Source organism: Mycobacteriales bacterium (assembly GCA_035690485.1).
In the GTDB taxonomy this organism is placed as follows: domain Bacteria; phylum Actinomycetota; class Actinomycetes; order JAFAQI01; family DASSKL01; genus DASSKL01.
Genome location: DASSKL010000077.1, coordinates 1 through 26,197, shown reverse-complemented (window position 1 = coordinate 26,197; position 26,197 = coordinate 1). Strand labels below are relative to the sequence as shown.

Sequence of the window (26,197 nt, the reverse complement as noted above, 5' to 3'; positions counted from 1 at the left end):
GGTGCGAACCCGCGCACCGGCCCGGTGCAGGAGCTCACCCGGATCGCGACGCGCGCAGCCAGAGCGCGGCCGCGGCGACCGCGGCAGCGGGCAGACCGACCTCGCCGGCGACCGCCAGCCCTGCCTGCCACGACGAGGCGCCGACGGCCGCCATCAGGCGCCCGCCGGCGGGGCCGCCGGCCAGCAGGGCCAGCAGGGCCATCGCCACCCCCGCCACGGCGCCCGCTCCCAGTCCTTCCATCGCGGCCGCCAGGACGGCGCCGTCGGCGCGGCGCCGGACCAGCAGCCAACCGGCGATGCCGCCGGCCGCCACGGGCACGAGCAGCAGCAACGGCGCGAGCGCAGGCACCGACTCGGGCAGCGCGCCGAGCAGCGGCACCTCCGGCACCCGGCCGAGATGGACGCCGAACGGCGACAGGGTCGTTGCCGACCCGACGGCGAAGCCGGGACCGGCGAGGTAGCCGACCGCGGCGATCGCGGCGTTGGGCAGCAGCAGCAGGCACAGCAGCACGAGTGCCGTGCCTCCGACGAGCCCGGCGCCGAGGGCGGACTGCACGTCGGCGACCCGGCCCGCGTGCCAGACGACCGCGAGCAGCGTCAGGAGTAGCCCCGCGCAGGCAAGCCCGGCGGTCGCGACGCCACCCGCACGCAGCGACCGGCGTACGCCGTCGGGCAACCGGCCGGTCAGCGCCGCTGCAAGACCGGCCTCACGCACGATGCCGAAGCCGGCGCCCACGAAGCCGACGAACGCGCCGCCCACCAGCCCCGTCGGTAGCAACGGCGTCACGTCGCGGGTCGCCGCGACGCTGCAGCCGACGGTGACGACCAGGGCGTAGGGCGCCGCGACCGCAGCCGCGGCGAGCGCCGCGTCGGAGGGTGTCGCCACCGCGGTGTCGCGCGCCACGGCCCGGCCGGCCCGCGCGAGCAGGGCGAGCGGGACCGCCATCAGCCCGAGCGGCGCCAGGCCGAGCGTCCCGTCCGGCACCGAGAGGGCGACGTGGTGGGCGACCAGCCACAGCATCAGCGCGTAGCGCGCGGCGTCGGCGACCGAGGCCCCCGACCGCGGGTCGGCGGCCCAGGCCACCAGCGCGATCGTCAGCGCGAGCGCGACGCCGATCGCGGCGGCCCAGCCGGCCGCGCCCGCGCAGACGGCCGGCATCGACCGGGGATGGTCGACCGCCCTGGTGGCACCGGCAGTCACATCCGTCACAGCCACCACTGTCGCAGCGTGACGGTGCGATCGCTCGCTGCCACGCCGCCGGGGCGGCCAGGACCTGCTCCCGGGTCCCGGTCGCGGCCCCGGGTCTAGGCGCGCATGACCTCCGCCATGAGCCGCGCGGTCTCCGACGGCGTCTTTCCGACCCGCACGCCGACGGCCTCGAGCGCCTCCTTCTTGGCCTCGGCGGTGCCGGATGAGCCGGAGACGATCGCGCCCGCGTGCCCCATCGTCTTGCCTTCGGGCGCGGTGAAGCCGGCGATGTAGCCGACCACAGGCTTGCGCACGTTGTCCTTGACGAACGCCGCCGCCCTCTCCTCCGCGTCGCCGCCGATCTCACCGATCATCACGATCGCGTCGGTGTCGGGGTCGGCCTCGAACGCCTCGAGCGCGTCGATGTGCGTGGTGCCGATGACCGGGTCTCCACCGATGCCCACGCAGGTCGAGAAGCCGACGTCGCGCAGCTCGTACATGAGCTGGTAGGTCAGGGTGCCGGACTTGGAGACCAGGCCGATGCGCCCGGGCTTGGTGATGTCGGCCGGGATGATGCCGGCGTTGCTCTGCCCCGGCGAGGCGATGCCCGGGCAGTTGGGCCCGATGATCCGCGTCTTGTTGCCGTTGGCGCAGGCGTGCGCCCAGAATGCCGTCGAGTCGTGCACCGGGATGCCCTCGGTGATGACGACGCAGAGCGGGATGCCGGCGTCGATCGCCTCGATCGCGGCGTCCTTCGCGAACGCGGGCGGCACGAAGACGACGCTGACGTCCGCCCCGGTCTTCTCCATGGTCTCGGCCACGCTGGCGAACACCGGGACGCCGTCGACGTCGGTGCCGGCCTTGCGCGGGTTGACCCCGCCGACGACGTTGGTGCCCGCCGCGATCATCCGCCGGGTGTGTCGGGTGCCCTCCGAGCCGGTGATGCCCTGCACGAGGACCTTGCTGCTGGCATCGAGCCAGATCGCCACTGTTCTGCCCTTCCCGCGATCAGCCCGCGGCCGCGAGCTCGGCCGCCAGCCGGGCGGCGCCGTCCATGGTGTCGATCGGCCGGACCACGTCGAGGCCCGCCTCGGCGAGGATCCGCCGGCCCTCCGCCGCGTTGTTGCCGTCGAGGCGTACGACGAGGGGCTTGGTCACCGGCTCCCCGCGGTCGGCCAGCCCGTGCACCGCGGTGACGATGCCGTTGGCCACCGCATCGCACGAGGTGATGCCGCCGAAGACGTTGACGAACACGCTGCGCACGCTCGGGTCGGACAGCACGATCTCCAGGCCCGAGGTCATGACCTCCGCGGACGCGCCGCCGCCGATGTCGAGGAAGTTCGCCGGCCGGACCCCGCCGAACTCCTCGCCGGCGTAGGCGACGACGTCGAGCGTCGACATCACCAGCCCCGCGCCGTTGCCGATGATGCCGACCTGGCCCTCGAGCTTGACGTAGTTGAGGTGCTTGTCCTTGGCCTGCTGCTCCAGCGGGTCGACCGCGCTCCTGTCGGCGTAGGCGTCCCAGTCGTGCCGGAACCGCGCGTTGTCGTCGAGGGTCACCTTCGCGTCGAGCGCGACGACCCGGCCGTCGCCGGTGAGGATCAGCGGGTTGACCTCGACGAGCGTCGCGTCCTCCTCGACGAAGGCACGCCAGAGCTTCGCGATCAGCTCCGCCGCGCCGTCGAGCGCCGCCTCCGGCAGCTTGCCCTGCTCCGCCAACCGGCGGGCGCCGGCCCGGTCGACACCGGTGAGCGGGTCGACCGGCACCCGGGCGAGCGCCTCGGGCTTGGTGCGAGCGACCTCTTCGATGTCCATGCCGCCCTCGCGGGAGATCATCGCGAGGAACGTGCGGTTGGCCCGGTCGAGCAGGAACGACGCGTAGTACTCCTCCGCGATGTCGCTCGCCTGCTCGACGAGCACCGAGTGCACGGTGTGACCCTTGATGTCCATGCCGAGGATCGCCTCGGCCTTGGACCTCGCGTCCGCCGGGTCGTCGGCGACCTTGACGCCACCCGCCTTGCCGCGGCCCCCGGTCTTGACCTGGGCCTTGACCACGGCCCGGCCGCCGAGATCGGCCGCGATGCGCTGCGCCTCGTCGGGCGTCGTCGCGACCTTGCCGGTCGGGACCGGCACGCCGTACGACGCGAACAGCGCCTTCGCTTGGTACTCGAAAAGGTCCACGCACGTCCCCTCAGGAATGAGCCCGCCGCCTCGCGCCCGGCCGGCGGGCCGAGGTTATCCAGCGGCTCGCGGGCCGACCGACACGGCCCCTCGCGAGCCGGCCGGCAGGAGTCGGCCGGCGACCGGCGTATCCCCACAGTGGCGTAACTCACGGCAACAGACGTCGTTGAACCGTGGCGGGGGCCGCGATCGGCCGACAGGACGAAGGAGATGTCGAGTGGCTCGCCGACGAGGTGCCCTCTCCACGCGGCTGCGCGCGAGCCTCGGCCTCGCCCTCGTCGCGACGCTCGCCGGCACGACGCTCGCCATGCTGCCCGGTGCGTCGGCCGCGCCCGCGCAGGCGGCGACCCACGCCGCGAAGGTCACCGTCCACGACGGCCCGGACGGCAAGCACGTCGCCGTTATCGACACCACCCTCTACGTGCCTCCGACCGCCACGGCGCGCCACCCGGCTCCGGCCGTGCTCGTCACCCACGGGTTCGGCGGCAGCAAGGACAGCGGCAACGTCGTCAACTGGGCCCGCTTCCTGTCCTCGCACGGCTACGTCGTGCTGGCGTGGACGGCCCAGGGCTTCGGCGCGTCGTCCGGCTGCATCCGCCTCGACAGTGCTGCCTACGACGTCGGCGACATCAGCGCGCTGATCACCCAGCTGCTGGCCCCGCGCCCGGACGTGCTCCACGACGCGCGCGGGCCGGTCGTCGGCATGGTCGGCGAGTCCTACGGCGGCGGCATCCAGCCGCTCCTCGCGGAGCACGACCCGCGGGTGCGCGCGATCGTGCCGTTCTGGGGTTGGAACTCCCTGCAGCACGCGCTGATCCCCAACGACCGCATCGTCCCGGGTCACGGAGAGTTCGACCTGCAGGCACCGACCGACGGGGTCATGAAGGCGGAGTGGGTCTCCCAGCTGTTCGCTGCCGGCAACGCGCAACCCGCGCAGGGCAACGGCGGCTGCCCGCAGGAGAAGCTCGCGGCCGGAGACCCGTCCGGCGCCGCCGCCTGCCCCGGCTTCCCGACGATCATGTGCCAGGTCTACGCCACCGTGGCCGCCGCCGGGACGCTCGACGGCACCGGCCGCACCCTGCTGGCCGGCTCCTCAGGCGCCTCGTGGATCAGCCGGCTGCGCACTCCCACGATGCTCGTGCAGGGTGAGAGCGACACGCTGTTCCCGCTGAGCGAGGCCATCGCCACCTACACGGCGCTGCGAACCGCCAAGGTCCCGGTCGCGATGATCTGGTCGTCATCCGGCCACGGCGGCTACCCCGGCCAGCCCGGCGAGGGCGAGTTCGACAGCACCGACCTCGAGCACGGCTACATCTCGCAGCGGGTGCTCACATGGTTCGACCGCTGGCTACGGGGGGCTCAGGTCGACACCGGCCCGGGCTTCGCCTACTACCGCAACTGGGTACCGGACGGCGGCAAGGGCTCCGACGTGGCGCAGTACGCCGCCGCGCCCGCGTTCCCGGCGCAGAAGGGCGCGTCGTACCTGCTGTCCGGCGGCGGGGCGATGGTCGCTCCCGGGCTCGCGCCGTCGACCGGCAGCGCCGCCTTCTACCGGCTGGGCGCGCCGGCCTACTCCGAGACGTCCAACTGCACCGGACCCGGCGCCAGCACCCCCTGCCCCGGCAGCCTCGACGGCATCCCGGCCAACGACGTGCCGCTGGAGTCGGCGTCGTGGACGTCCACCCCGCTCCGCGCGGACGTCGACTCGGTGGGGACACCGACGGCGCACGTGCACCTGTCGCACGTCAACGGCCAGGACCTGATCGTCTTCGCCAAGGTCTACGACGTCGCACCCGACGGGAGCTCCACGCTGGTCAACCGGCTGGTCGCCCCGGTGCGGGTGCCCAACGCCGACCTGACGAAAGCCGTCGACATCCGGCTCCCGGCGTTCGCCCACCGGTTCCCGAAGGGCCACGCGGTGCGGTTCACGCTCGCGGCGACCGATGCGGCGTACAGCCTCGGGGCGGCGACCAACCTGCCCGACCAGATCACCGCGTCGTTCGGCGCCCTGCACGACTTCGGCACCTCGCCCTACGGGCAGATCAAGCAGTTCGAGTTCGACCCGGACATGTCGGCGTTCACCTTGCCGGTGCCTGACTGGCACCTGCTCGAGCCCTACGTGGGCTAGCCGATCCCAGGCCGTCGCCTCGCGACGTTCTCGGTCGCTTGTCTGCTGTCGCACCCGACGCCTACGGCCTTGCGATGCTCGGCCCGGAACCGGCCAGAAGCTACGGGCTGGGCTACACGATGCTCGACGAGCGGCCGGTCCAGTACTGGTCGCGCAGCAGTCGCTTGTAGAGCTTGCCCGTGGGCAGCCGCGGCAGCTCGTCGACGAAGTCGACCGAGCGCGGGCACTTGAAGTGCGCGAGGTGCTCGCGGCAGAACGCGATCAGCTCGCGCTCGGTCTCCGGGCCGGCCGCGACGTCGGGCATGAGCTGCACGACGGCCTTGACCTCCTCGCCGAGGTCCTCGTTGGGCACGCCGATGACGGCGGCGTCGAAGACCTTCGGGTGAGTCACGAGCAGGCTCTCGGTCTCCTGCGGGTAGATGTTCACCCCGCCGGAGATGATCATGTAGCTCTTGCGGTCGGTCAGGTAGAGGTAGCCCTCGTCGTCGAGGTACCCGACGTCACCGACAGTGCTCTCGGTACCGGTCGCGTCCCGCGACTCCGCGGTCTTCTCCGGGTCCTGCCAGTAGGTGAAGTTCGTCGCGCCGCGGAACCAGATCGTGCCCGGCTCCCCGGTCGGCAGCGGTTTGCCCTCCTCATCACGGATGATCACCTCGCCGAGCACGGCCTTGCCGACGGTGCCGGGGTGCGCGAGCCACTGCTCGGAGTTGCACCAGGTGAACCCGTTGGCCTCGGTGGCGCCGTAGTACTCGAGGATGATCGGGCCCCACCACTCGATCATCGCCTGCTTGACCGGCACCGGGCAGGGCGCGGCGGCGTGGATGATCGCCTCCAGCGAGGAGACGTCGGCGGCGGCTCGCACCTCGTCGGGCAGCTTGAGCATCCGCGAGAACATCGTCGGCACCAGCTGCGAGTGAGTGATCCGGTGCCGGGCGACCAGCTCGAGGTAGTGCGCCGGGTCGAAGTGCTCCATGATCACCGCGGTGCCGCCGAGCCGGATCGTCGCGGCCACGCTGGCCTGCGGTGCCGAGTGGTAGAGCGGCGCCGGCGAGAGGTAGATCTGCTGCTCGCGGAAGTTGAACATCGCCTTGACGAAGTCCATGACGCCGATCGGCTGGGCGGCGGGCTGGTCCGGCAGCGGGCGCAGGATGCCCTTCGGCCGGCCGGTGGTGCCGGAGGAGTACAGCATCGCCGCACCCACGCGCTCACCGTCGACCGGCGTGATCGGGAACTCCGCCATGACCTCGGCGTAGGACTCGTAGGGCGCCGGCGGGTCGTCGTCGTCGACCATCAGCCAGCGGCGTACGCCGGGGCACTGCTCGGGCAGCCGCAGGGCGATGTCGCGCTTCGCGGCCGACGTGACGACGACCTGGGCCCGGCTGTCGTTGACGAGGTAGGCCACCTCCTCCGCGGACAGGTAGGAGTTGACCAGCGTGTAGTAGAGCCCGGTGCGCTCGGCGCCGCCCTGCGCCTCCAGCAGCCGCGGGTGGTTCTCCATGAACATCGCCACGTGGTCGAGCCGCCGCAGCCCGAGCGAGCGGAAGAACTGCGCGACCTGGTTGGCGCGGTCCTCGTACTCCCGGTAGGTCACGACCTCGCCGCCGGTGGCCATGACGATGGCCGGCTGGTCGGGAAAACGGCCCGCGTGCTCCGCGGCGTACATCGGCGCTACGCCGCGCTGGGCGTGCCGACGTGGGCGGCCACCCACTCCACGATGCTGTGCGTAGGCGTGCCGGGCGTGAACACCTCCGCGACACCGATGGCCTTGAGCTGCGGGATGTCGGCGTCGGGGATGATGCCGCCGCCGAAGACGACGATGTCGGCCGCGTCGCGCTCGCGGAGCAGTTCGACGACCCGCTGGAACAACGTCATGTGCGCGCCCGACAGCACGGACAGCCCGATCGCGTCGGCGTCCTCCTGGATGGCGGTCTCGACGACCTGCTCGGGCGTCTGGTGCAGACCGGTGTAGATCACCTCGACCCCGGCGTCGCGCAGTGCCCGGGCCACGACCTTGGCACCGCGGTCGTGCCCGTCGAGCCCCGGCTTCGCCACGACGACCCGGACGGGCGCGCCGGAACCTGCAGCCATGCCAGCCTCCCTCTACTCGGATGGCAGAGTAGCCGCCTGTGAACGGCGGCGGCAGGGGCGAGGACTGGCGCGACGCCGTGCTCGCCGGCTTCGACCTGCCTGCGCCGAAGGCCGGCGGCCGCAACCCGCTGGGCTGGCCCGGCTACCACCCGCGCCAGTCCGTGCGGTGCGGGACCGGCCGGATCGGAACGGCCCGCGTGGTCGCGGCCGTCTGGGACTTCTCGGTCTTCGGCGGCACGTTCGGCGAGCGCGAGGCGGACGCCTTTGCCGCCGGCTGCGCCCAAGCCGTCCAGGAGCGCCTGCCGCTCGTGACGTTCGTCCGCACCGGCGGCACCCGGCTGCAGGAGGGGATGGCCGCACTCGTCGGGATCCCCCGCGCCGCGCTGGCCCTCGAGGAAGTCGCGGCGGCCGGCCTGCCGCACCTGTCGGTCGTCGACCACCCGACGACCGGCGGCATCTGGATCGCGGTGTGCGGCGAAGCCGACCTGCGGGTCGCCGTGGCCGGCGCGACGGTCGGCTTCAGCGGGCCGCGGGTCATCGAGGCGATGACCGGCGAGCCGCTGCCCGCAGGCAGCCACACCGCCGAAGGGGCCTACGCCGCGGGGCTGGTCGACGCGGTGGCGCCCGGCCCGCAGGTCGGCAGCTGGCTGTGCCGCGCGCTGTCCGCGCTCGCCCCGCCGGGCAACGGCCGCGTCGAGCCGCCCGCCGAGGTCGAGGCCCCGGACCGTGACGGCTGGGCCCAGGTGGCGGCGGCCCGCGCCGAGCGGCCGAGCGGTGCCGACCTCCTGTCCGCCGCGCTCGACGGGCCGGTCGAGCTGCGCGGAAGCGACCCCACCGTGCGCGCGGTCGTCGGGCGCAGCGCCGCCGACCGGCCCACCGTCGGGGTGGCGCTGGCCGCCGGGCGGGGCGAGCGCCCCGGGCCCGCCGGGTTCCGCCTGCTCACTCGCGCGGCCCGGACCGCCGACCGGCTCGGGGCCGATCTCCTGACGTTCGTCGACACGCCGGGCGCCGACCCCACCGCGCCGAGCGAGGCCGGCGGGCTCGCTCCGGCGATCGGCGAGGCGCTCACCGCGGTGCTGCGCTGCCGCTCGGCGAGCCTCGCCGTCGTACACGGCGAAGGCGGGTCCGGCGGGGCACTCGCGGCAGCGACCACCGACACGGTCCTCGTCACCCCCACGGGCTACTTCGCCGCCCTGGGCCCCGAGGGTGCCGGCTCGGCGCTCAAGCTGCCCACCGCCGAGGCGGCCGCCCGGATGGGGGTGCGGCCGGCGGACCTCGACGCGCTGGGCTTCGCGACGCCGGTCGACGGCAACCCGGCGACCCTGAGGGCGACCGTCGCCGCGCGGCTACGCGACCTCGGCGACACGCCGCAGCGGGCGCGGCTCGCCGCGCGCCGGGCCCGGTGGGCGGCCCCGTTGCCCGGAACATTGCCACGCAATTCCGACGGTACGGCGTAAACCGCCACTGGTTACCGTGAGTAGTTTTATGAACACAACCTGAAATGCCGAGACCGGCCTCACGTTTTCACTAACGTGCGTCGGGCAAGCCGAATGCAATTCGGAGTTGCGGTGCCGTGGCGGTCGTCACGGAGCCGGCGCCCAGAGGTCGGGAGGACTGGCGTGACCGATCCGGTGCAACGCGGCGCCCGCACGCTGCTGTCCTCGACCGGCCTGCGGGGCGCCGCCATCGAAGCCGCCTGGCTCACCGCCCACGTCGCCACCTACCCCTTCGGCGTGATCGCCGAGCGCAGCCGCCGCCGGGTCGAGCGCTACACGCTCACCGGCCTACCGCCGCAGCAGCGTGGCCTGCTGGAGAACGACATCGAGGCCGCGGGCACGCCGATCCTGCTGCTGCACGGCATGGTCGACAACCGGTCGATCTTCACGGTGCTGCGCCGCTCGCTGCACCGCCGGGGCTTCGGCCGCGTGCACACCATGAACTACTCACCGTTCCTGCGCGACGTGCGCGAGGCGGCTCACCAGCTGTCCCTGCAGGTCGAGCGGCTCTGCGCGGAGACGGGCTACGAGCGGGTGCACATCATCGGCCACTCGCTCGGCGGCATCATCGCCCGCTACTACGTGCAGCGGATGGCCGGCGACGCCCGGGTCCACACGCTGGTCACGATGGGCTCGCCGCACGGCGGCACCCACGTCGCCCGGATGTTCCCCCGCCGCATCTGCCGGCAGCTGCTGCCCGGCAGCAGGCTGATGCGCGAGCTGGCCGAGCCCGCGGCCGACTGCCGCACCCGCTTCCTCGCGTTCTGGACCGACCTCGACCAGTGCGTGGCACCGATGACCAGCGCGCGCATCGAGCATCCCGACCTGTCGGCCAGCAACATCTTCGTCCGCGGCGTCGGCCACCTGTCGCTGCCGATCAACGGCGGCGTCGTCCACGCGATCGGCACCGCCCTGGCTCACCTCGAGCACGACGGCAGCACCCGGCAGCACGGCGTCACGACGCTGCCGCGCCCGCTCGCCACGGCCACGGCTTCGAGCGAACCTGCCGAGCGGACGGGACGACACCCCGCCGGTCAGCGGGCGCGGCCGTCCGCACGGGCCACCTGACCTCCCCGATTCCGGTGGTCCGAGGTCGCCCCTTCGGCTGAAAAACGGACGAAACCGGCGTACCTCGTTTGCTCGGGCGCGAATCGCGACCGTAGGCTGCGTTCGCGTCCGTCGCCGGCCAGCCCACCAACGTGGGCCCCTGAGCAGGGGATCCCCTGGGTTTGCCGCGGCCGAAGGCTGCTCACCACGCCCCCGACCGCTGGGATCTCGACACCGTGCCCTCGCCGCTGTCCGCCCTGTCTCGCACCCGCGGCCTCTCGGGCCTGCGCGCGTCGCTGCGCCGGCTGCGCCCCTCTGCGAGCCAGATCAAGGCCACGATCCTGGTCACACCTGCGTTCATCGCGATGGCCGTCTTCGGCGCGATGGCGTCGCACAGCCCCGCCGCCGCCGTGACCGCCAGCGCGAGCGCGGCGGACATCACCCCGCACCTGCTCGTCCGGCACGCCGACCGGGCCGCGAGCCGCTCCGCGCTGCGGCCCGCCGTCGTCCCGGCCGCCACCGTCGTGAAGCCGCCGGCGCCGGCCCCCGCGCCACCACCGCCCGTGCACCACTGGGTGCTGCCCGCCGACGGCCCGCTGTCCTCGCCGTTCGGGATGCGGTGGGGCCGCATGCACGACGGCATCGACCTCGCCGCCCCCTACGGTGCGCCGATCCGCGCCGCCACGGACGGGACGATCATGTACGCCGGGCCGGAAGCCGGCTACGGCACGCTGATCCTCGTCCGCGACTACGACGGGACCGTGACCGCCTACGGCCACATGTCGCGCTACGTGCGCACCTCCGGCCCGGTGCACGCCGGCGACGTCATCGCCCTCGTGGGCGCTGCGGGTGACGCGACCGGCGCCCACCTGCACTTCGAGGTGCGGGTCAACGGCGTCAAGGTCGACCCGATTCCGTTCCTCGCACAGCGCGGCGTACGGATCTGAGGCCGAGCTTCGCCGTCTCGGCCCTGTTGCTGCGCGAGAGGCCTACGGTGAGGCAAGATCTTGCTTCGGCGGTAGCGAACGACGGGATGTGACGGGTGGATCGACCACAGGCGTCGCGGGGCGGGTGGCTGGCCCACCTGCTGATGCGACGCCGGGGTCGGCCGCGCTGGTGGGCGCAGCTCATCTTGGTTGCCGCGTTCTACCACCTGTACGACGCCACCCGGAACCTCCGGCCCGACACCCGCACGATCGCCCTCCAGCACGGTCACACCGTGCGGCAGTGGTGGATCGACGCCGCCGGCCACGCCACCTCGACGCTCAACCACTGGGTGGCGGGCATCGGGTGGATCGAGGGCTTCGCGGCCTACTACTACGTCGTCGCGCACGTCCTGGTGACCGGGCTGGTGCTGGCGGCGCTGTTCGCCTGGCGGCCCGACATCTACCTGCGGCATCGCAACGCGCTGTTCGTCGCGAGCGGCATCGCGTTCGTCGTCTACTGGCTCTACCCGGTGGCCCCGCCCCGGCTGCTGCCCGGTTACGTCGACTCGGTCGCGGTGCTCAACCCGTTCCACGTCGGGTCGGTCGAGGTGACCAGTGCCAACATCTACGCCGCGATGCCGTCGCTGCACGTCGCGTGGGCGGTCTGGGCGGCGGTCGCGGTGGGCGCCATGCTGCGCCGCTGGTGGCAGCGGGCGCTGGTCGCGCTGCATCCGCTGGTGACCGTGTTCGTAGTGCTCGCGACGGCCAACCACTTCCTCGCCGACGCGGTGGCCGGTGCGGCGTTGATCGGCGCGAGCTACCTGCTCCTGCTGCTGCCGAGGCCGCTGCGCCTGCCGGCCTTGGGTGGCGCGCTCGGGCGCCGGGTGCGCCCGTCAGAGCTTCTGCACGGGGGCATAGCGCAGCAGCAGCCGCTTCACGCCGACATCGCCGCCGAAGTCGATGCTGGCCTCGGCGCGTTCGGCGACACCGTTCGTCGACACCACGGTGCCCAGGCCGAACGCATCGTGCGTCACCCGGTCCCCCGGGCTCAACGTGAGCACAGTTCGCAGACCGGGACCGGCACCGCGACGTCCTGAGCCACCCTCCAGGGAGCGGGCCACGGTCGTGGCCGCCGGCTCGGTGCGCCCCTGCCACTCGACCAGCTCGGCCGGGATCTCGTCGAGGAAACGCGACGGCGGGTTGTAGGTCGGTGCGCCCCAGGCCGAGCGCACCACGGAGCGGCTCAGGTAGAGCCGCTGGCGAGCACGGGTGATGCCGACGTAGGCCAGCCGGCGCTCCTCCTCCAGCTCGGCCGGGTCGCCGAGCGAGCGCAGGTGCGGGAAGACGCCGTCCTCCATGCCGGTGAGGAACACGACCGGGAACTCCAGCCCCTTGGCCGTGTGCAGGGTCATCAACGTCACGACGCCGCCGTCGGCGTCGGGCACCTCGTCGGCGTCCGCGACCAGGGAGACCTGCTCGAGGAACTCGGTCAGCGTGCCGCCCTGCACGCGCTCGTCGTACTCCCGGGCGACCGACACCAACTCCTGCAGGTTGTCGACGCGGCCCTCGTCCTGCGGGTCGGTGCTCGCCGCCAGCTCGGCAAGGTAGCCGCTGCGGTCGAGCACCGCCTCGAGGATGTCGGCCGGCGGGGTGTCGTCGGTGGCCAGGCCGCGCAGGTCGTCGAGCAACGCCACGAAGTCGTTGACCGCGTTGAGGGACCGGGTCGCGATGCCGGGCGCCTCGTCGGCGCGGCGCAGCGCCTCGGCGAAGGGCATCCGCTCGCGTTCGGCCAGCGCGGCGACACAAGCCTCGGCGCGGTCCCCGATGCCGCGGCGCGGCACGTTGAGGATGCGGCGCAGCGACACCGTGTCGAGCGGGTTGGCCAGCACGCGCAGGTAGGCCAGGGCGTCGCGCACCTCGCGGCGTTCGTAGAAGCGCACGCCCCCGACGACCTTGTAGGGCAGGCCGACCCGGACGAAGACCTCCTCGAAGACCCGCGACTGCGCGTTGGTGCGGTAGAAGACCGCGACGTCGCCGGGCGCGTGGCCCTCGTCGTCGGTGAGGCGATCGACCTCGGTCGCCACGAACGCCGCCTCGTCGTGCTCGTTGTCGCCGACGTAGCCGACGATCTTCTCGCCACCCCCCTCGGCGGACCAGAGGTTCTTGGGCTTGCGGTTGGGGTTGCGGGCGATGACGGCGTTGGCCGCGGACAGGATCGTCTGGGTCGACCGGTAGTTCTGCTCGAGCAGCACGACGGTGGTGTCGGGGTAGTCGTCCTCGAAGTCGAGGATGTTGCGGATCGTCGCGCCGCGGAACGCGTAGATCGACTGGTCGGCGTCGCCGACGACCGACAGCTCGGCGCGGTCGGGTCCCGCACCGACCAGCTCGCGCACGAGGACGTACTGCGCGTGGTTGGTGTCTTGGTACTCGTCGACGAGCACGTGCCGGAACCGCCGCCGGTAGTGCTCCGCGACGTCGGGAAACGCCTGCAGCAGGTTGACCGTCGTCATGATCAGGTCGTCGAAGTCGAGCGCGTTGCCCTCCTGCAGCCGCCGCTGGTAGAGCGCGTAGGCCTCGGCCACGGTCTTGTCCATGGGGCCCTGCGCGCGGTCGCGGGCGCTCTCCCAGTCGACCAGCTCGTTCTTCAGGTTGCTGACCTGGGCGGCGAGCGACCGGGCCGGGAAGCGCTTCGGGTCGAGGTCGAGGTCGCGCGCGACGCTGGTCATGAGCCGGCGCGAGTCGTCGGCGTCGTAGATCGAGAAGCTGCTGGTGAAACCGAGCCGCTTGCCCTCCGCGCGGACGATCCGAACGCACGCGGAGTGGAACGTCGACACCCACATCATCCGCGCCCGGTTGCCCACCAGCGCGGCGACGCGGTCCTTCATCTCCGCGGCGGCCTTGTTGGTGAACGTGATCGCGAGCACCGACCCGGGATGCGCGCCGCGCTCGCCGATGAGCCACGCGATCCGGTGGGTCAGCACCCGCGTCTTGCCGGATCCTGCTCCGGCGATCACGAGCAGCGGGCCGCCCGCGTGCGTGACCGCGACCCGCTGCTGCGGGTTGAGCCCCTCGAGGAGGGCGGCGGCGTCGATTTCCATGAGTACGCCGAGCGTACGTGGCCGCCCTGACAGGAAAGGGCGTGCGCGTCGGTAGCCTGGCCCGCGTGCTGAGCGATGACGAGGTCGAGCGCGCCCTGGTCGTGACCGCCCACCCGGACGACGTCGACTTCAGCGCGGCAGGGACGATCGCGACCTGGACCGGCGCCGGGATCAAGGTGACCTACTGCGTGATCACCGACGGCGACGCGGGCGGCTTCGACCCGAGCGTGCCGCGCGACCGGATCGGCCCGATCCGCCAGGCCGAGCAGCGGGCCGCCGCCGCCGAGGTCGGCGTACACGACGTGGTGTTCCTCGGCTACCCCGACGGCCGCCTCGCGGTGAGCTTCCCGCTGCGGCGCGACATCGCACGGGTGATCCGCCAGGTTCGACCGCAGCGGCTGCTGTGCCAGAGCCCGCACCGCAACCTGGTGCGGATGCCGGCAAGCCACCCCGACCACCTGGCCGCCGGCGAGGCGACGCTGTGCGCCGTCTACCCCGACGCGCGCAACCCCTTCGCCTTCCCGGAGCTGATGGAGGAGGGGCTCGAGGAGTGGTCGGTCGCCGAGACCTGGGTGATGTCGAACGCGGAGGTCAACCACTACGTCGACGTCACCGACGTCTACGACCGCAAGGTCGCGGCGCTGCGCGCGCACGCGTCGCAGATGGAGGGCGTCGCCGACCTCGACGGGCTGCTGCACCGATGGCTCGGCGGCAACGCCCAGCAGGCCGGCTGGCCCGCCGGCCGGCTGGCCGAGGCGTACTTCGTCGTGGACACGGCCTGAGCGCGCCGGTGGCCGACCTGTCGCAGGACTTCCGTGACGCCATGTCGCGCTTCGCGAGTGGCGTCACGATCGTGACGACGCGTGACGCCGGCGGCGAGCCACGCGGCTTCACCGCCAGCGCGTTCTGCTCGCTGTCGGTCGACCCGCCGATGGTCCTGCTGTGCGTCGGCAAGGAGGCCGACTCCCACCCCGCGTTCGTCGCGGCCGACGGTTTCGCGGTGAGCATCCTGCGGCCGGACCACCGCGACCTGGCGCTGCGGTTCGCCGCGAAGGGCGACGACAAGTTCGCCGGCGACCCGCTGGACGACGGCGCCATGGGCTGGCCCGTGGTGGCCGATGCGCTGGCCGTCGTCGAGTGCCGCGCCGCCGACGTGTTGCCGGGCGGCGACCACACCATCGTCACCGGGATCGTCGAGCGGGTGCGGCTGGGGCAGGGCGAACCCCTGCTGCACTACCGCCGCGAGTTCTGGCAGCTGCCGCCGTCACCCACTCCGAGCGGCAGCGACATCTGAGCTACTCCCACTCGATCGTGCCCGGGGGTTTGCTCGTGACGTCGAGCACCACCCGGTTGACCGCTCGCACCTCGTTGGTGATGCGGGTGGAGACCCGCTGCAGCACGTCGTAGGGGATCCGCGCCCAGTCCGCCGTCATCGCGTCCTCGCTGGTGACGGGGCGCAGCACCACGGGATGGCCGTAGGTGCGCCCGTCGCCCTGCACGCCGACCGAGCGCACGTCGGCGAGCAGCACCACCGGGCACTGCCAGATCTCGCGGTCGAGGCCGGCGCGCGACATCTCCTCGCGGGCGATGGCGTCGGCAGCACGCAGGGTCGCGAGCCGGTCGGCGGTCACCTCACCGACGATGCGGATGGCGAGACCCGGGCCCGGGAACGGCTGGCGCCACACGATCTCCGGCGGCAGCCCGAGCTCCTCACCGACACGGCGTACCTCGTCCTTGAACAGCGCCCGCAACGGCTCGACGAGCTCGAACGCCAGGTCGTCGGGCAGTCCGCCCACGTTGTGGTGACTCTTGATGTTGCTCGCGCCGGCGCCCCCGCCCGACTCGACGACGTCGGGGTAGAGCGTGCCTTGCACCAGGAACTCGACCGGCTCCTCGGCCGCGACCTCACGAGCGGCCTGCTCGAAGACGCGGATGAACTCCCGGCCGATGATCTTGCGCTTCTCCTCGGGGTCGCTGACGCCGGCGAGTGCGGTGAGGAAACGCTGCTGGGCGGCGGCGACATGCAGGCGCACGCCGGTGGACGCCACGAAGTCGCGCTCCACCTGCTCGGCCTCGCCCTGGCGCAGCAGGCCGTGGTCGACGAACACGCACGTCAGCTGGTCACCCACGGCCCGCTGGACGAGAGCCGCCGCGACCGCGGAGTCGACGCCGCCGGACAGGCCGCAGACGACGCGCTTGTCGCCGACCTGCCGGCGGATCGCGGCCACCTGCTCCTCGACGATGTTGACCATCGTCCAGGTGGGGCGGCACCCGGCCCCGTCGTACAGGAACCGCCGCAGCACCTGCATGCCGTGCTCGCTGTGCAGCACCTCCGGGTGGAACTGCACGCCGTAGAAGCCGCGTGCGGGGTCCTCGAACGCCGCGACCGGCGTGGCCTGCGTGGTCGCGGTGACGGTGAAGCCGGGGGGCGCGGCGGTGACCGCGTCGCCGTGCGACATCCACACGGCCTGCGCGACCGGGAGCCCGGCGAAGAGGCGACCGGGCGTGGTGACGGTGAGCGCGGTGCCGCCGTACTCCGCGGCGCCGGTGCGGCCGACCTCGCCGCCGAGCGCCTGCGCCATCGCCTGGAAGCCATAGCAGATGCCGAACGTCGGCACGCCGGTGGCGAAGATGCCGGCGTCGTACGCCGGTGCGTCGGGGGCGTAGACGCTGGCGGGGCCGCCGGACAGGATCACGGCTTTGGGCCCGCGGGCGAGGATCTCCTCGGCCGTCGCGGTGTGCGGCACGATCTCGCTGTAGACGTGGCACTCGCGGACCCGGCGGGCGATCAGCTGGGCGTACTGCGCCCCGAAGTCGACGACGACGACGGTGTCGAAATCGGTGCTCACATCCACCCCGCTGGCCGAAGAGGCTTCATCGTACGGCGGTGGCGGCGTATGCTCGTCGGCGTGACGTCCGCCGCCACCCGATTTTTCTATGGCTACCGGCCACCGGTAGCCGTCGCGGCCGTCTGACCAGACACCCTCGACGCCCCGGGCCGACCTCCGGGGCGTTCGTCGCGTCGGGAGCCGGTGCGGTGCCCGCCCCGATGGAGCAGACATGAGTGCAGAGATGATCTCCGACGTGACGCCCGACGCCGAGACACCGGACGAGGTGATCGCCCAGGGCCGCACCCGGATCGACGAGCTCGACGCGCAGATCGTCGCGCTGGTGCAGGAGCGGATCGCCGTCAGCCGCGGCATCCAGCAGGCGCGGATCGCCGCCGGGGGCCGCCGGGTCGAGCACGGCCGCGAGCTGCAGATCGTCGACCGCTACGCGAAGGCGCTGGGGCAGCCGGGTTCGGCCCTCGCGCTCACCCTCCTCGAGCTGTGCCGAGGCAAGCGCCTCGGCTGAGGTCGGGCCTAACCACGAACAGCGACCTCGACGCGCTGGAACTCCTTGAGCGTGGAGTAGCCCGTGGTCGCCATCGCGTGGCGTAGGGCACCGGCGAGGTTCATGGTGCCGTCGGCGACGCCCGACGGGCCGACGAGGATCTCCTCGAGAGAACCGGCCGTGCCGACGTGGACCCGCCGGCCGCGGGGCAGCCGCGGATGCCGGGCCTCCGCCCCCCAGTGCCAGCCACGGCCGGGCGCCTCCGCGGCCCGGGCCAGCGGCGAGCCCATCATCACGCCGTCGGCGCCGCAGGCGAACGCCTTGGCAAGGTCGCCGGAGCGGCCCACGCCGCCGTCGGCCACCACGTGCACGTAACGACCGCCGGACTCGTCGAGGTAGTCGCGTCGGGCCGCGGCCACGTCGGCCACCGCGGTCGCCATCGGCACCCCGACCCCGAGCACGTCGCGCGTGGTGTGGCCCGAGCCTCCTCCGAATCCGACGAGCACGCCGGCCGCGCCGGTGCGCATGAGGTGCAACGCCGCCTGGTAGGTCGCACAGCCGCCGACGATGACCGGCACGTCGAGCTCGTAGATGAACTGCTTGAGGTTGAGCGGCTCCTCCTGCGTCGAGACGTGCTCCGCCGAGACGGTGGTGCCCCGGATGACGAACAGGTCGACGCCCGCGTCGAGCACGGCCTTGTGCAGCCGCGCGGTGCGCTGCGGCGACAGTGCGCCGGCCGCGATGACGCCCGCGTCACGAACCTCCTTGATGCGGGCGCCGATCAGGTCCTCCTTGACCGGCTCGGCGTAGAGCTCGCGCAGCCGCCGCTCACCCTCGACGCCGTCCAGAGCCGCCAGCTCGGCGAGGAGCGGCTCCGGGTCGTCGTAGCGCGTCCACAACCCCTCGAGGTCGAGCACGCCGAGCCCGCCGTGCCGGGCGATCGCGATCGCGGTGGCCGGCGAGACGACACTGTCCATGGGCGCCGCGAGGAACGGCAGCTCGAACCGGTAGGCGTCGACCTGCCAGGCGATCGACACGTCCTCGGGATCGCGAGTGCGGCGCGACGGCACGATCGCCACGTCGTCGAAGCCGTAACCCAGCCGGCCGGTCTTGCCGGCCCCGATCTCCACGTCAGTCATGAGCCTCAGCGCTCGAAGTAGTTGGGGGCCTCGACGGTCATCTGCACGTCGTGCGGGTGGCTCTCCTTGAGCCCGGCGGCCGTGATGCGCACCAGCTGAGCGTCCTGCAGCCCGCGGATCGTCGCCGCGCCGCAGTAGCCCATCGCGGCGCGCAGGCCCCCAATGAGCTGGTGGGCCACGGCGGACAACGGCCCCCGGTAGGGCACCCGGCCTTCGATGCCCTCGGGGACGATCTTGTCGTCGGAGAGCACGTCGTGCTGGAAGTAGCGGTCCTTCGAGTAGGAGCGCTCCCCCGCGGCGCGGCTCGCCATCGCGGCGAGGGAGCCCATGCCGCGGTAGGACTTGTACTGCTTGCCGTTGATGAACAGCAGCTCACCAGGGCTCTCCTCGACCCCGGCGAGCAGGCTGCCCAGCATGACCGTGTCGGCGCCGACCGCTATCGCCTTGGCGATGTCGCCGGAGTACTGCATGCCGCCGTCGGCGATCACCGGGACGCCGGCCGGCCGGGCGGCCTTGGCGGCCTCGTGGATGGCGGTCACCTGCGGCACGCCGACCCCCGCCACCACGCGGGTCGTGCAGATGGAGCCCGGGCCTACGCCGACCTTGATCGCGTCGGCGCCTGCGTCGATCAGTGCCTGCGCCCCCGCGCGAGTGGCCACGTTGCCGGCAATGACGTCGACGGAGACGGCCCCCTTGAGCCGGCGTACGAGATCGGCAACAGCCCGGTGGTGGCCGTGTGCGGTGTCGACGATGACGAAGTCGGCGCCGGCCTCGATGACCGCCTGGGCCCGCTTGTAGCCGTCGTCACCGACTCCCACCGCGGCACCGACCACGAGCCGGCCCTCGGGGTCCTTGGTGGCGTCGGGGTACTCCGCGCTCTTGGTGAAGTCCTTGACCGTGATGAGCCCGCGCAGGCGGCCCGCGTCGTCGACCAGCGGCAGCTTCTCGACCTTCTTGCGGCGCAGCAGGGCAAGAGCGTCGTCGCGGGACACGTCGACCGGCGCGGTGACCAGCGGGCTCGGTGTCATCACGTCGCGCACCGGTCGCGAAGGGTCCCGCTCGAAGCGGATGTCACGGTTGGTCACGATGCCGAGCAGCAGCCCGTCGGGATCGGTGACGGGTACGCCGGAGATGCGGTAGCGCGCCATCAGCGCGAGCGCGGTCTCGAGGGTGTCGTCGGGGCCGCAGGTCACGGGGTGCGTCACCATGCCGGCCTCGGAGCGCTTGACGATGTCGACCTGAGCCGCCTGGTCCTCGACGGACAGGTTGCGGTGGAGCACGCCGGCGCCGCCGTGGCGAGCCATGGCGATCGCCATGCGCGCCTCGGTCACGGTGTCCATGGCGCTCGACAGCAACGGCAACCGCAGCGTCACGTTGCGGGACAGCCGGCTGCCGGTGTCGACCTCGCTCGGCAGCACCTCGGAGGCCGCCGGGAGCAGCAGCACGTCGTCGAACGTGAGCCCCAGCAGGCTGAGCTTGTCGTCGAAGCGGTCGCTGAACGCGTCGCCGTCCATGGCACCTTCCCGCCCGTGGCCCCGCGGGCCGGGTCGCCGCGGCCCGCCGGGATCGCTGTCGCCCCATCGTAGTCGCCGGCACCGGCACTTCCCCGGTACGACGTGGGCAGGTCACCGTCCCGCGCGCAGGCCTTCCGCTCGGGCGGTCAGGCGCTACCGTGGATCGATGCAGGACGACGCGCCTCTCGACCCGTTCGCGGGCGATCCGAGCGACCCGGCGCGTGACTGGCAGCCCGAGTGGGACGCCGACCACGACGACGGTGACGAGGAACCCGAGCCGCTGACGCCCGAGGACCGCGAGGAGATCCTCTCCGACCTCGAGGACCTCGAGGTCTTCCGCGCCTTGCTCGAGCCTCGGGCCGTGCGCGGGCTGGTCGTCGACTGCGACGACTGCCGCGAGCCGCACTACTTCTCCTGGGACCTGCTGGCGGGCAACCTGCGCCACCTGCTCGACGCCGGGCAGACCCGCGTGCACGAGCCGGCGTTCAGCCCGGACCCGGCCGACTACGTCAGCTGGGACTACGCCCGCGGCTTCGCCGACGGGGTGCTCGACGCCGACGACGAGCCGGTCGACCCGAGCCCCGACCGCCCCCAGGGCGGCCGTTCCTCGGGCTGAGCACGCGCCGGCCGAGCATCGTGCCGGCTGAGCATCGTGCCGACCGCGACGACCCGACGGCCACGGGGCGCGGCTGATCAGCCGCCGGCGACCGGGGTCTCCGCCGGGCCGGGTGACGGTGAAGTCACGGTGCGCGGCTGCTGCTGCCCGGTCGGCGCCGGTGACGGCGAACCGGTGGGACTGGCCGAGGCCGAAGGGGACGGCGTCGCCGAGGGCGAGGGCGAGGGGCTGGCGCTCGGGTCGGTGCCGGTGGTCGCCGACGGCACCGGTGAGGCCTGGCTGTCGACCTGGGTGCCCTGGTCGACCGTGGTCGCCGTCGTCGGCGCAGGGGCCGTAGCCGGCCCGGCCGCCCCGTCCCCGGTGCCTGCATCGGCGGGAGGCGCGGCGGGCAGCGCCGCCGAACCGGCGGCCGGCGCGGCGGTCGACGGAGCGGGTTGGGCCGCGGCGACCGCGGTCTCGAGCTGCGACAGATCGGCGCGCGCCTGGGCGGCGTCGACCCCGATCGACTGCAGCTGGTCACGCGCGGCGGTCACCTTGGACTGCGCGGCCACCGGGTTGCCGTCGTCGAGTGCGTCGCGCGCCCCGTTGAGCAGCCGGTAGACCGAGTCGAGCGGCGATTCGACCGGGCCCATGAGCACCTTGCGCACCGGGTAGAGCACGCTGCCGGGTGTCGCGCCGACACTCGCGGCGGCCACCCCGCCCGCAGACAGCACGGTCATCACCGCCGCGCTCGCAGCGACGGCACCGCGGGAGAAGCGGCGGGCGCGGTGCCGCCACGGACCCCGCAGGGGTACGACGGTCAGCCCGGCGTCCGCAGCCGTGTCGCTGCCCGGCCCGGTGGCCACGTCCGCGCGCAGCGCGGCGAGCAACGTAAGAGCCGGGTCGCCGTCGTCGGCGAGGTCGCCGGCCACCAGAGCCTCGACCATCATGTCGTCGAGCGCGATCGCTGCGACGCTCACAGTCTCGTCCCAGTCGGGCAGGTCGGTCATCCGACGACCTCCGCGGCCAGGCCGCGAAGCCGGCGCAGCGCGCGGTGCTGGGTCACGCGCACCGCGCCGGGGCTCATGCCGAGCGCCGCACCGGTTTCCTCCGCCGACAGACCTGCGACCACGCGCATGAGCACGACCTCGCGGGACTGCTGCGGCAGCTGGCCCAACAGCTCGCGAGCGCGCCGGACCTGGTCGCCGGCGATCGCCAGCTGCTCGGGACCGGGCTGCGGGTCGACGTCGTCGGGGATCTCCTGGTGCGGGATCGGGATGCGCGCGTGGGCACGCCACGCGTCGGCCATCTTGTGCGCGGCCACGCCGAAGACGAAGGCCGCGAAGGGGCGGCCTTCGTCGCGGTACCGCGGCAGCGCGGTGTACACGGCGAGACACACCTCCTGGGCCACGTCGTCGGCCATGTCGTAGGTCCCGGCGACACGGCCTAGCCTGGCCCGGCAGTAGCGGACTACGGCGGGACGGAAGTGGGCGAGCAGTGCGCCGGCAGCCGCTCGATCGCCCCGCACGGCTTCGGCGGTGAGGGCGACCAGCGCGTCGTCGTCCACCACCCACCTCATCGCTCGTCGATCCGCATCCGTTACGGCAGACGTGTGACTCACGCCCTCATCCGCTCCGACGACAGGTAACACCTGCGGCCACCGGGGCGGAAGGTACGTGGCCAGCCGACTTCAGCGTAGACGCAGAAGCCCCGGTCAACGCACCAAACCGTGCCGAAACCCCAGGGCCACGGCCTGCGCGCGGTCACCGGCGTCGAGCTTGCGGAACAGCCGCCGGGCGTGGGTCTTGATGGTGTCCTCGGACAGGTAGAGCTCGCGGCCGATCTCGGCGTTGGTGCGCCCTTGCGCCATGCCCTCGAGCACCTGCTGCTCCCGCTCGGTGAGCTGCGGACGGTCGGCGGGGGTGGCCTGGGCCGGGATGACGTCGGCGATGCCGGCCAGCGCGCCGGCGATGACGGCGCCGAGCTCGGTCGCGGACGCGTTCTTGACGAGGTAGCCGCGGGCCCCGCCGGCGATCGCCTGGGCGACGGACTCGCGGTCGCCGTCGGCGGCGAGCACCACGACGGTCGCCTCGGGGTAGGCCGCGACCAGTCGCCGGGTGGTCTCGAGACCGCCGAGGCCCGGGAGGTCGAGGTCCATGAGGACCAGCGCCGGGCGTTCGGCGCCCCAGCGGGCGAGCACCTCGTCGACCGTGGCCGCCGTCGTCACCCGGTCCACGCCGGGGAGATCGGCAACCTGCCGGTGCAGACCGCCGTGAACGCGCCCGTGGTCGTCACAGATGAGGACCGTTGCCATGGCCCCTTCCCAGTGCCGCGCCCCCGTGCCGTCTGCAGTCTCATCGGCCGGCCGGCCCCGCAACTGGAGGGTTCGCCGGCTGCTGTTCCGCGCGACCAAACGTCAGGTTCTGCCCAGCGCCGCGACGTCCGGCCGCGCGAGCCACTGCCGGCGCAGGTCCTCGCGCAGGTCGTCGGCGATCGCCGAGACGGCCTCGCGAGCGGCGGCGAAGCTGGCGGCGGCCTCCGGGTCGTCGCCGAGCAGCGCGCCGAGCAGTGCGCGCGCCGGCCAGCTCACCGGGAGCGCGCCGAGACCTTCGGCCAGGGTGGCGGCCCGGCGCAACGTCTCGACCGCGGCTGGTGATCCCGCTTCGAGCCGTGCGACGCCCTGGAAGAGGAGTCCCTTCGCGACGTGTCGGGGCGCCCGCGCCTGCTCGGCCCGACCGACCGCGTCGCCGGCCGCCTCGACGGCGTCGTCGGGCCGGCCATCGAGCAGCGCGACCTCGGCACGCACCCAGTCCAGCCGCACCCGCTGGCGCCACCACTCGTCGCGGTCCCCGACCAGGTCGGCGGCGGCGGACAGGCGGGAGGCGGCCTCCTCGGCCTGCCCCAGCCCGACCGCGTCGGAGGCCAGGCCCAGCAGCGCGTCGAACACCGCCTCCGGCCGGGCGTCGGCGAGCCCCAGCCCGCGGTTGTCGTAGGCCGTCGCGTCGTCGTGCCGCCCGAGCGCACGGTGCACACTGGCCGCCGTCGCGGCCGAGAGAGCGGCGAACAGCCGGGCCTCCGCGCTCGCGCCGGCGTCGTCGCCGGCCGCGACGAGCGGGTCCAGCACCTGCAGGGCGCTGCCGTAGCGGCCGGCGGCAGACAGGGCCACCCCGCTCAGCCAGCCTGCCGCCGTGGCCTCGGCCGGCCGTCCCTGCGCGGTGGCGAGCTCGCCGGCCTGCCGAAGCACGTCGACCGCGCTCGCCGGCGGTCCGTGGAACGCCGCGCGCTCACCAGCGGCAAGGAGGGACGCGAGATCGCCGGCCACGCCCGGAGACTACGGCGCTGCGGACCGGGCACCGCAGAGCCGTTCGGGTCACTGCGCGCGACGCGCCGGGCTGATGCCCCCAACAGCCGCGGCGAGCACGCCCACCGCAGCGAGCCCGACGAGCAGCGCGGCGACGACGACCGGGGCCGCCGGCGGCCGGCCATGACCGGGCAACGGCACCGTGACCGCTGCCGGCCACTGCGCCTGGACCCCGACGGAGACCAGCGCGGCGGGGATCGCCCGGTTGCGGTGCTGGAGGGGTACAGCGGTGGGCCAGCCGCCGAGGTTCACACCGTGCGCCGAGGTCAGGGCCACGGTGGCTACCGCGGCTCGGGGCGCGGCGGCCCGTGGTGCTGCTGCGACCGGGGCGCTGACGGCCGGGGCGGCAGCCGGCGCGGCGGCGCGCGGTGCGGCAGCGGCCGGCGGGGGCGCCGGGGCCGGCGCCGCTGCTGGTGCCGGGGACGTCGTCGACGTGTCGTGGTAGCGGTCGACGAAGTCGAGCACGTTCCAGGCGGCGCCGCTGGCGTCGTCGCGAACGCCGAGGCCGATGAACCGCACCGCGGGGTCGAGGATCACCGAGCGGTGCTCCGAGGACTGCATGTATCCGTTGAAGAGGGCGTCCGGGTCGTCGGCCGGACCCCGGCCGACGACCTCGCCGTAGGTCTGCCAGTCCGGCGAGCCGTGCGTCTCGAGGTCGTGCTGCAGGTCCGGGTTGTGCGCCAGCGCCTGGCGGCTCATCAGCTGCGCGGCCCAGCCGTCGGCGACCTCGCTGGTGCCGGTGGCCGCCGTGACCGCGACGAGCCCGTTGGACGAGCGGGCCTGGTTGACCAGCTGCAACAGCCGGGCGGCGTACTGCTGCGGGGTGGCCGTCGCCGAGGCGCGCGGCAGCAGGAAGGCGCCGGCCCCCAGCAGCACGACGAGCAGGGCGAAGGCGACCGGGCGGTGCCTGCTGATCGCCATCCGCTCCCTGCCCGTCCGTACGACGACTCGACGGGTCCCCTAACGCGAATGGACTAGTCCGGGTTACGCACGGGGGGGCGAATGCCTGGACGGGTCGGGTGCAAACGGACGAGGGGCCCGGCGGTCGCCGGGCCCCTCGCGGGACTGATGGTCAGAAACGGCTAGTGGCTGTGGCCGTGGCCATGCCCGTGGCCGTGCCCGTGGTCGTCCTCTTCCTCCTCGGGCTTGTCAGCGACCAGCGTCTCGGTCGTCAGCAGCATGCTGGCGATCGAGGCGGCGTTCTGCACCGCGGAGCGGGTGACCTTGACCGGGTCGATGACGCCTCGCTGGACGAGGTCGACATAGTCGCCCTTCACCGCGTCGAGGCCGTGGCCGGCCGGAAGCGCGCGGACACGCTCGACGGCGACGTAGCCCTCGAGCCCGCCGTTCTCGGCGATCCAGCGCAGCGGCTCGACGAGCGCCTGGCGGACGATCCGCACCCCGGTCGCCTCGTCACCGGTCAGGCCGCAGTCGCCCTCGAGAGCCGCGGTGGCGTGGACCAGCGTGGCGCCGCCGCCGGCGACGATGCCCTCCTCGATCGCCGCGCGAGTCGCGGAGATCGCGTCCTCGAGCCGGTGCTTCCTCTCCTTGAGCTCGACCTCGGTGGCCGCCCCGACCCGGATCACGCCGACGCCGCCGGCGAGCTTGGCGAGCCGCTCCTGGAGCTTCTCGCGATCCCAGTCGGAGTCGGTCTCCTCGATCTCGCGACGGATCTGGCGCACCCGGTCCTCGATGGCGGTCGCCTCACCGGCGCCGTCGACGAGCGTCGTGGTGTCCTTGGTGATCGTCACGCGGCGGGCCCGGCCGAGCACGTCGAGGCCGACGGTGTCGAGCTTGAGGCCGACGTCGGGGCTGACGACCTGACCGCCGGTCAGGACCGCCATGTCCTGCAGCATCGCCTTGCGGCGGTCGCCGAAGCCCGGCGCCTTGACCGCGACCGCGGTGAACGTGCCGCGGATCTTGTTGACGACGAGCGTCGACAGGGCCTCGCCCTCGACGTCCTCGGCGATGATCAGCAGCGGCTTGCCGCCCTGCACGACCTTCTCGAGCAGCGGGAGGAACTCCGCGATGCTCGAGATCTTGTTCTGGTGGATGAGCACGTAGGGGTCGTCGAGGACGGCCTCCATGCGCTCGGCGTCGGT

23 protein-coding genes and 1 pseudogene are annotated in these 26,197 nt (G+C 73.3%); 9 read left to right on the top strand and 15 right to left on the bottom strand.

Features of this window, described 5'->3' with window-relative positions:
* Positions 1–34: 34 nt before the first annotated feature.
* From VFJ21_10960 to sucC, 3 genes are all read right to left on the bottom strand, one after another.
* The gene (locus VFJ21_10960; protein ID HET7407639.1) at positions 35–1,210 is read right to left on the bottom strand and encodes a DUF6350 family protein; all 1,176 of its coding nucleotides are present in this window, start codon (positions 1,208–1,210) and stop codon (positions 35–37) included.
* 95 nt (positions 1,211–1,305) lie between these two features.
* The gene (sucD, locus tag VFJ21_10955) at positions 1,306–2,178 is read right to left on the bottom strand and encodes a succinate--CoA ligase subunit alpha (GenBank protein HET7407638.1); all 873 of its coding nucleotides are present in this window, start codon (positions 2,176–2,178) and stop codon (positions 1,306–1,308) included.
* 19 nt (positions 2,179–2,197) lie between these two features.
* Positions 2,198–3,370, bottom strand: a complete 1,173-nt coding sequence (gene sucC, locus VFJ21_10950) for an ADP-forming succinate--CoA ligase subunit beta (protein HET7407637.1) — start codon at positions 3,368–3,370, stop codon at positions 2,198–2,200.
* Between the two features lie 217 nt (positions 3,371–3,587).
* Here sucC and VFJ21_10945 point away from each other — a divergent pair, with 217 nt between their 5' ends.
* Positions 3,588–5,498 (top strand): CocE/NonD family hydrolase, encoded by a 1,911-nt coding sequence (locus VFJ21_10945; GenBank protein ID HET7407636.1) that lies wholly within the window; start codon positions 3,588–3,590, stop codon positions 5,496–5,498.
* 112 nt (positions 5,499–5,610) lie between these two features.
* Here the strand turns inward: VFJ21_10945 and VFJ21_10940 are convergent, their stop codons facing one another.
* Together VFJ21_10940 and VFJ21_10935 are read right to left on the bottom strand one after the other, a co-directional pair.
* Positions 5,611–7,161 (bottom strand): AMP-binding protein, encoded by a 1,551-nt coding sequence (locus VFJ21_10940; protein HET7407635.1) that lies wholly within the window; start codon positions 7,159–7,161, stop codon positions 5,611–5,613.
* 5 nt (positions 7,162–7,166) lie between these two features.
* A complete protein-coding gene (locus VFJ21_10935; GenBank protein HET7407634.1) occupies positions 7,167–7,586 on the bottom strand; it encodes a cobalamin B12-binding domain-containing protein in 420 nt (139 codons plus the stop codon).
* Between the two features lie 38 nt (positions 7,587–7,624).
* On the opposite strand from VFJ21_10935, the gene VFJ21_10930 reads away from it, so the two are divergent.
* The 4 genes and pseudogenes from VFJ21_10930 (at position 7,625) to VFJ21_10915 (ending at position 11,870) form a co-directional block, all read left to right on the top strand.
* Positions 7,625–9,043 carry a carboxyl transferase domain-containing protein gene (locus VFJ21_10930; protein HET7407633.1) on the top strand — a complete coding sequence of 473 codons (1,419 nt, stop codon included), beginning with the start codon at positions 7,625–7,627 and terminating at the stop codon, positions 9,041–9,043.
* A gap of 162 nt (positions 9,044–9,205) precedes the next feature.
* Entirely contained in the window at positions 9,206–10,150 is a 945-nt protein-coding gene (locus tag VFJ21_10925) for an alpha/beta fold hydrolase (GenBank protein ID HET7407632.1), read from the top strand.
* Between the two features lie 161 nt (positions 10,151–10,311).
* Positions 10,312–11,076: a M23 family metallopeptidase gene (locus tag VFJ21_10920; GenBank protein ID HET7407631.1), complete on the top strand. Its 765-nt coding sequence runs from the start codon at positions 10,312–10,314 to the stop codon at positions 11,074–11,076.
* Positions 11,077–11,219: 143 nt separating this feature from the next.
* Positions 11,220–11,870, top strand: a pseudogene (locus VFJ21_10915) (phosphatase PAP2 family protein).
* A 78-nt stretch (positions 11,871–11,948) separates the two neighbouring features.
* Here the strand turns inward: VFJ21_10915 and pcrA are convergent.
* Complete coding sequence (gene pcrA / locus VFJ21_10910) at positions 11,949–14,153, bottom strand: DNA helicase PcrA (protein ID HET7407630.1); 2,205 nt, start codon at positions 14,151–14,153, stop codon at positions 11,949–11,951.
* A 65-nt stretch (positions 14,154–14,218) separates the two neighbouring features.
* On the opposite strand from pcrA, the gene VFJ21_10905 reads away from it, so the two are divergent.
* Both VFJ21_10905 and VFJ21_10900 read left to right on the top strand, forming a co-directional pair.
* Positions 14,219–14,935: a PIG-L deacetylase family protein gene (locus VFJ21_10905; GenBank protein ID HET7407629.1), complete on the top strand. Its 717-nt coding sequence runs from the start codon at positions 14,219–14,221 to the stop codon at positions 14,933–14,935.
* An 8-nt stretch (positions 14,936–14,943) separates the two neighbouring features.
* A complete protein-coding gene (locus VFJ21_10900; GenBank protein HET7407628.1) occupies positions 14,944–15,447 on the top strand; it encodes a flavin reductase family protein in 504 nt (167 codons plus the stop codon).
* Between the two features lies 1 nt (position 15,448).
* Here the strand turns inward: VFJ21_10900 and guaA are convergent, their stop codons facing one another.
* Positions 15,449–17,002, bottom strand: a complete 1,554-nt coding sequence (guaA, locus tag VFJ21_10895) for a glutamine-hydrolyzing GMP synthase (protein ID HET7407627.1) — start codon at positions 17,000–17,002, stop codon at positions 15,449–15,451.
* 211 nt (positions 17,003–17,213) lie between these two features.
* On the opposite strand from guaA, the gene VFJ21_10890 reads away from it, so the two are divergent.
* The gene (locus VFJ21_10890) at positions 17,214–17,507 is read left to right on the top strand and encodes a chorismate mutase (protein HET7407626.1); all 294 of its coding nucleotides are present in this window, start codon (positions 17,214–17,216) and stop codon (positions 17,505–17,507) included.
* Positions 17,508–17,515: 8 nt separating this feature from the next.
* On the opposite strand, the gene VFJ21_10885 is transcribed toward VFJ21_10890, so the two are convergent.
* Positions 17,516–18,625: a GuaB3 family IMP dehydrogenase-related protein gene (locus VFJ21_10885; protein ID HET7407625.1), complete on the bottom strand. Its 1,110-nt coding sequence runs from the start codon at positions 18,623–18,625 to the stop codon at positions 17,516–17,518.
* Positions 18,626–18,630: 5 nt separating this feature from the next.
* Complete coding sequence (guaB, locus tag VFJ21_10880) at positions 18,631–20,139, bottom strand: IMP dehydrogenase (GenBank protein HET7407624.1); 1,509 nt, start codon at positions 20,137–20,139, stop codon at positions 18,631–18,633.
* 166 nt (positions 20,140–20,305) lie between these two features.
* Between guaB and VFJ21_10875 the strand changes: the two genes are divergently transcribed.
* Positions 20,306–20,755, top strand: a complete 450-nt coding sequence (locus tag VFJ21_10875; GenBank protein HET7407623.1) for a DUF5319 domain-containing protein — start codon at positions 20,306–20,308, stop codon at positions 20,753–20,755.
* Between the two features lie 77 nt (positions 20,756–20,832).
* Here the strand turns inward: VFJ21_10875 and VFJ21_10870 are convergent, their stop codons facing one another.
* The 6 genes from VFJ21_10870 to groEL all read right to left on the bottom strand — a co-directional run.
* Positions 20,833–21,744: a hypothetical protein gene (locus VFJ21_10870; GenBank protein ID HET7407622.1), complete on the bottom strand. Its 912-nt coding sequence runs from the start codon at positions 21,742–21,744 to the stop codon at positions 20,833–20,835.
* Positions 21,741–22,313 (bottom strand): RNA polymerase sigma factor ShbA, encoded by a 573-nt coding sequence (shbA, locus tag VFJ21_10865; GenBank protein ID HET7407621.1) that lies wholly within the window; start codon positions 22,311–22,313, stop codon positions 21,741–21,743. The genes VFJ21_10870 and shbA overlap by 4 nt, the downstream gene beginning before the upstream one ends.
* 135 nt (positions 22,314–22,448) lie before the next feature.
* Positions 22,449–23,048 carry a response regulator transcription factor gene (locus VFJ21_10860; protein HET7407620.1) on the bottom strand — a complete coding sequence of 200 codons (600 nt, stop codon included), beginning with the start codon at positions 23,046–23,048 and terminating at the stop codon, positions 22,449–22,451.
* A 102-nt stretch (positions 23,049–23,150) separates the two neighbouring features.
* Positions 23,151–24,056 (bottom strand): hypothetical protein, encoded by a 906-nt coding sequence (locus tag VFJ21_10855; GenBank protein ID HET7407619.1) that lies wholly within the window; start codon positions 24,054–24,056, stop codon positions 23,151–23,153.
* Between the two features lie 48 nt (positions 24,057–24,104).
* The gene (locus VFJ21_10850; protein HET7407618.1) at positions 24,105–25,016 is read right to left on the bottom strand and encodes a CAP domain-containing protein; all 912 of its coding nucleotides are present in this window, start codon (positions 25,014–25,016) and stop codon (positions 24,105–24,107) included.
* Between the two features lie 161 nt (positions 25,017–25,177).
* A partial coding sequence (groEL, locus tag VFJ21_10845; GenBank protein HET7407617.1) for a chaperonin GroEL occupies positions 25,178–26,197 on the bottom strand: 1,020 nt, incomplete at its 5' end.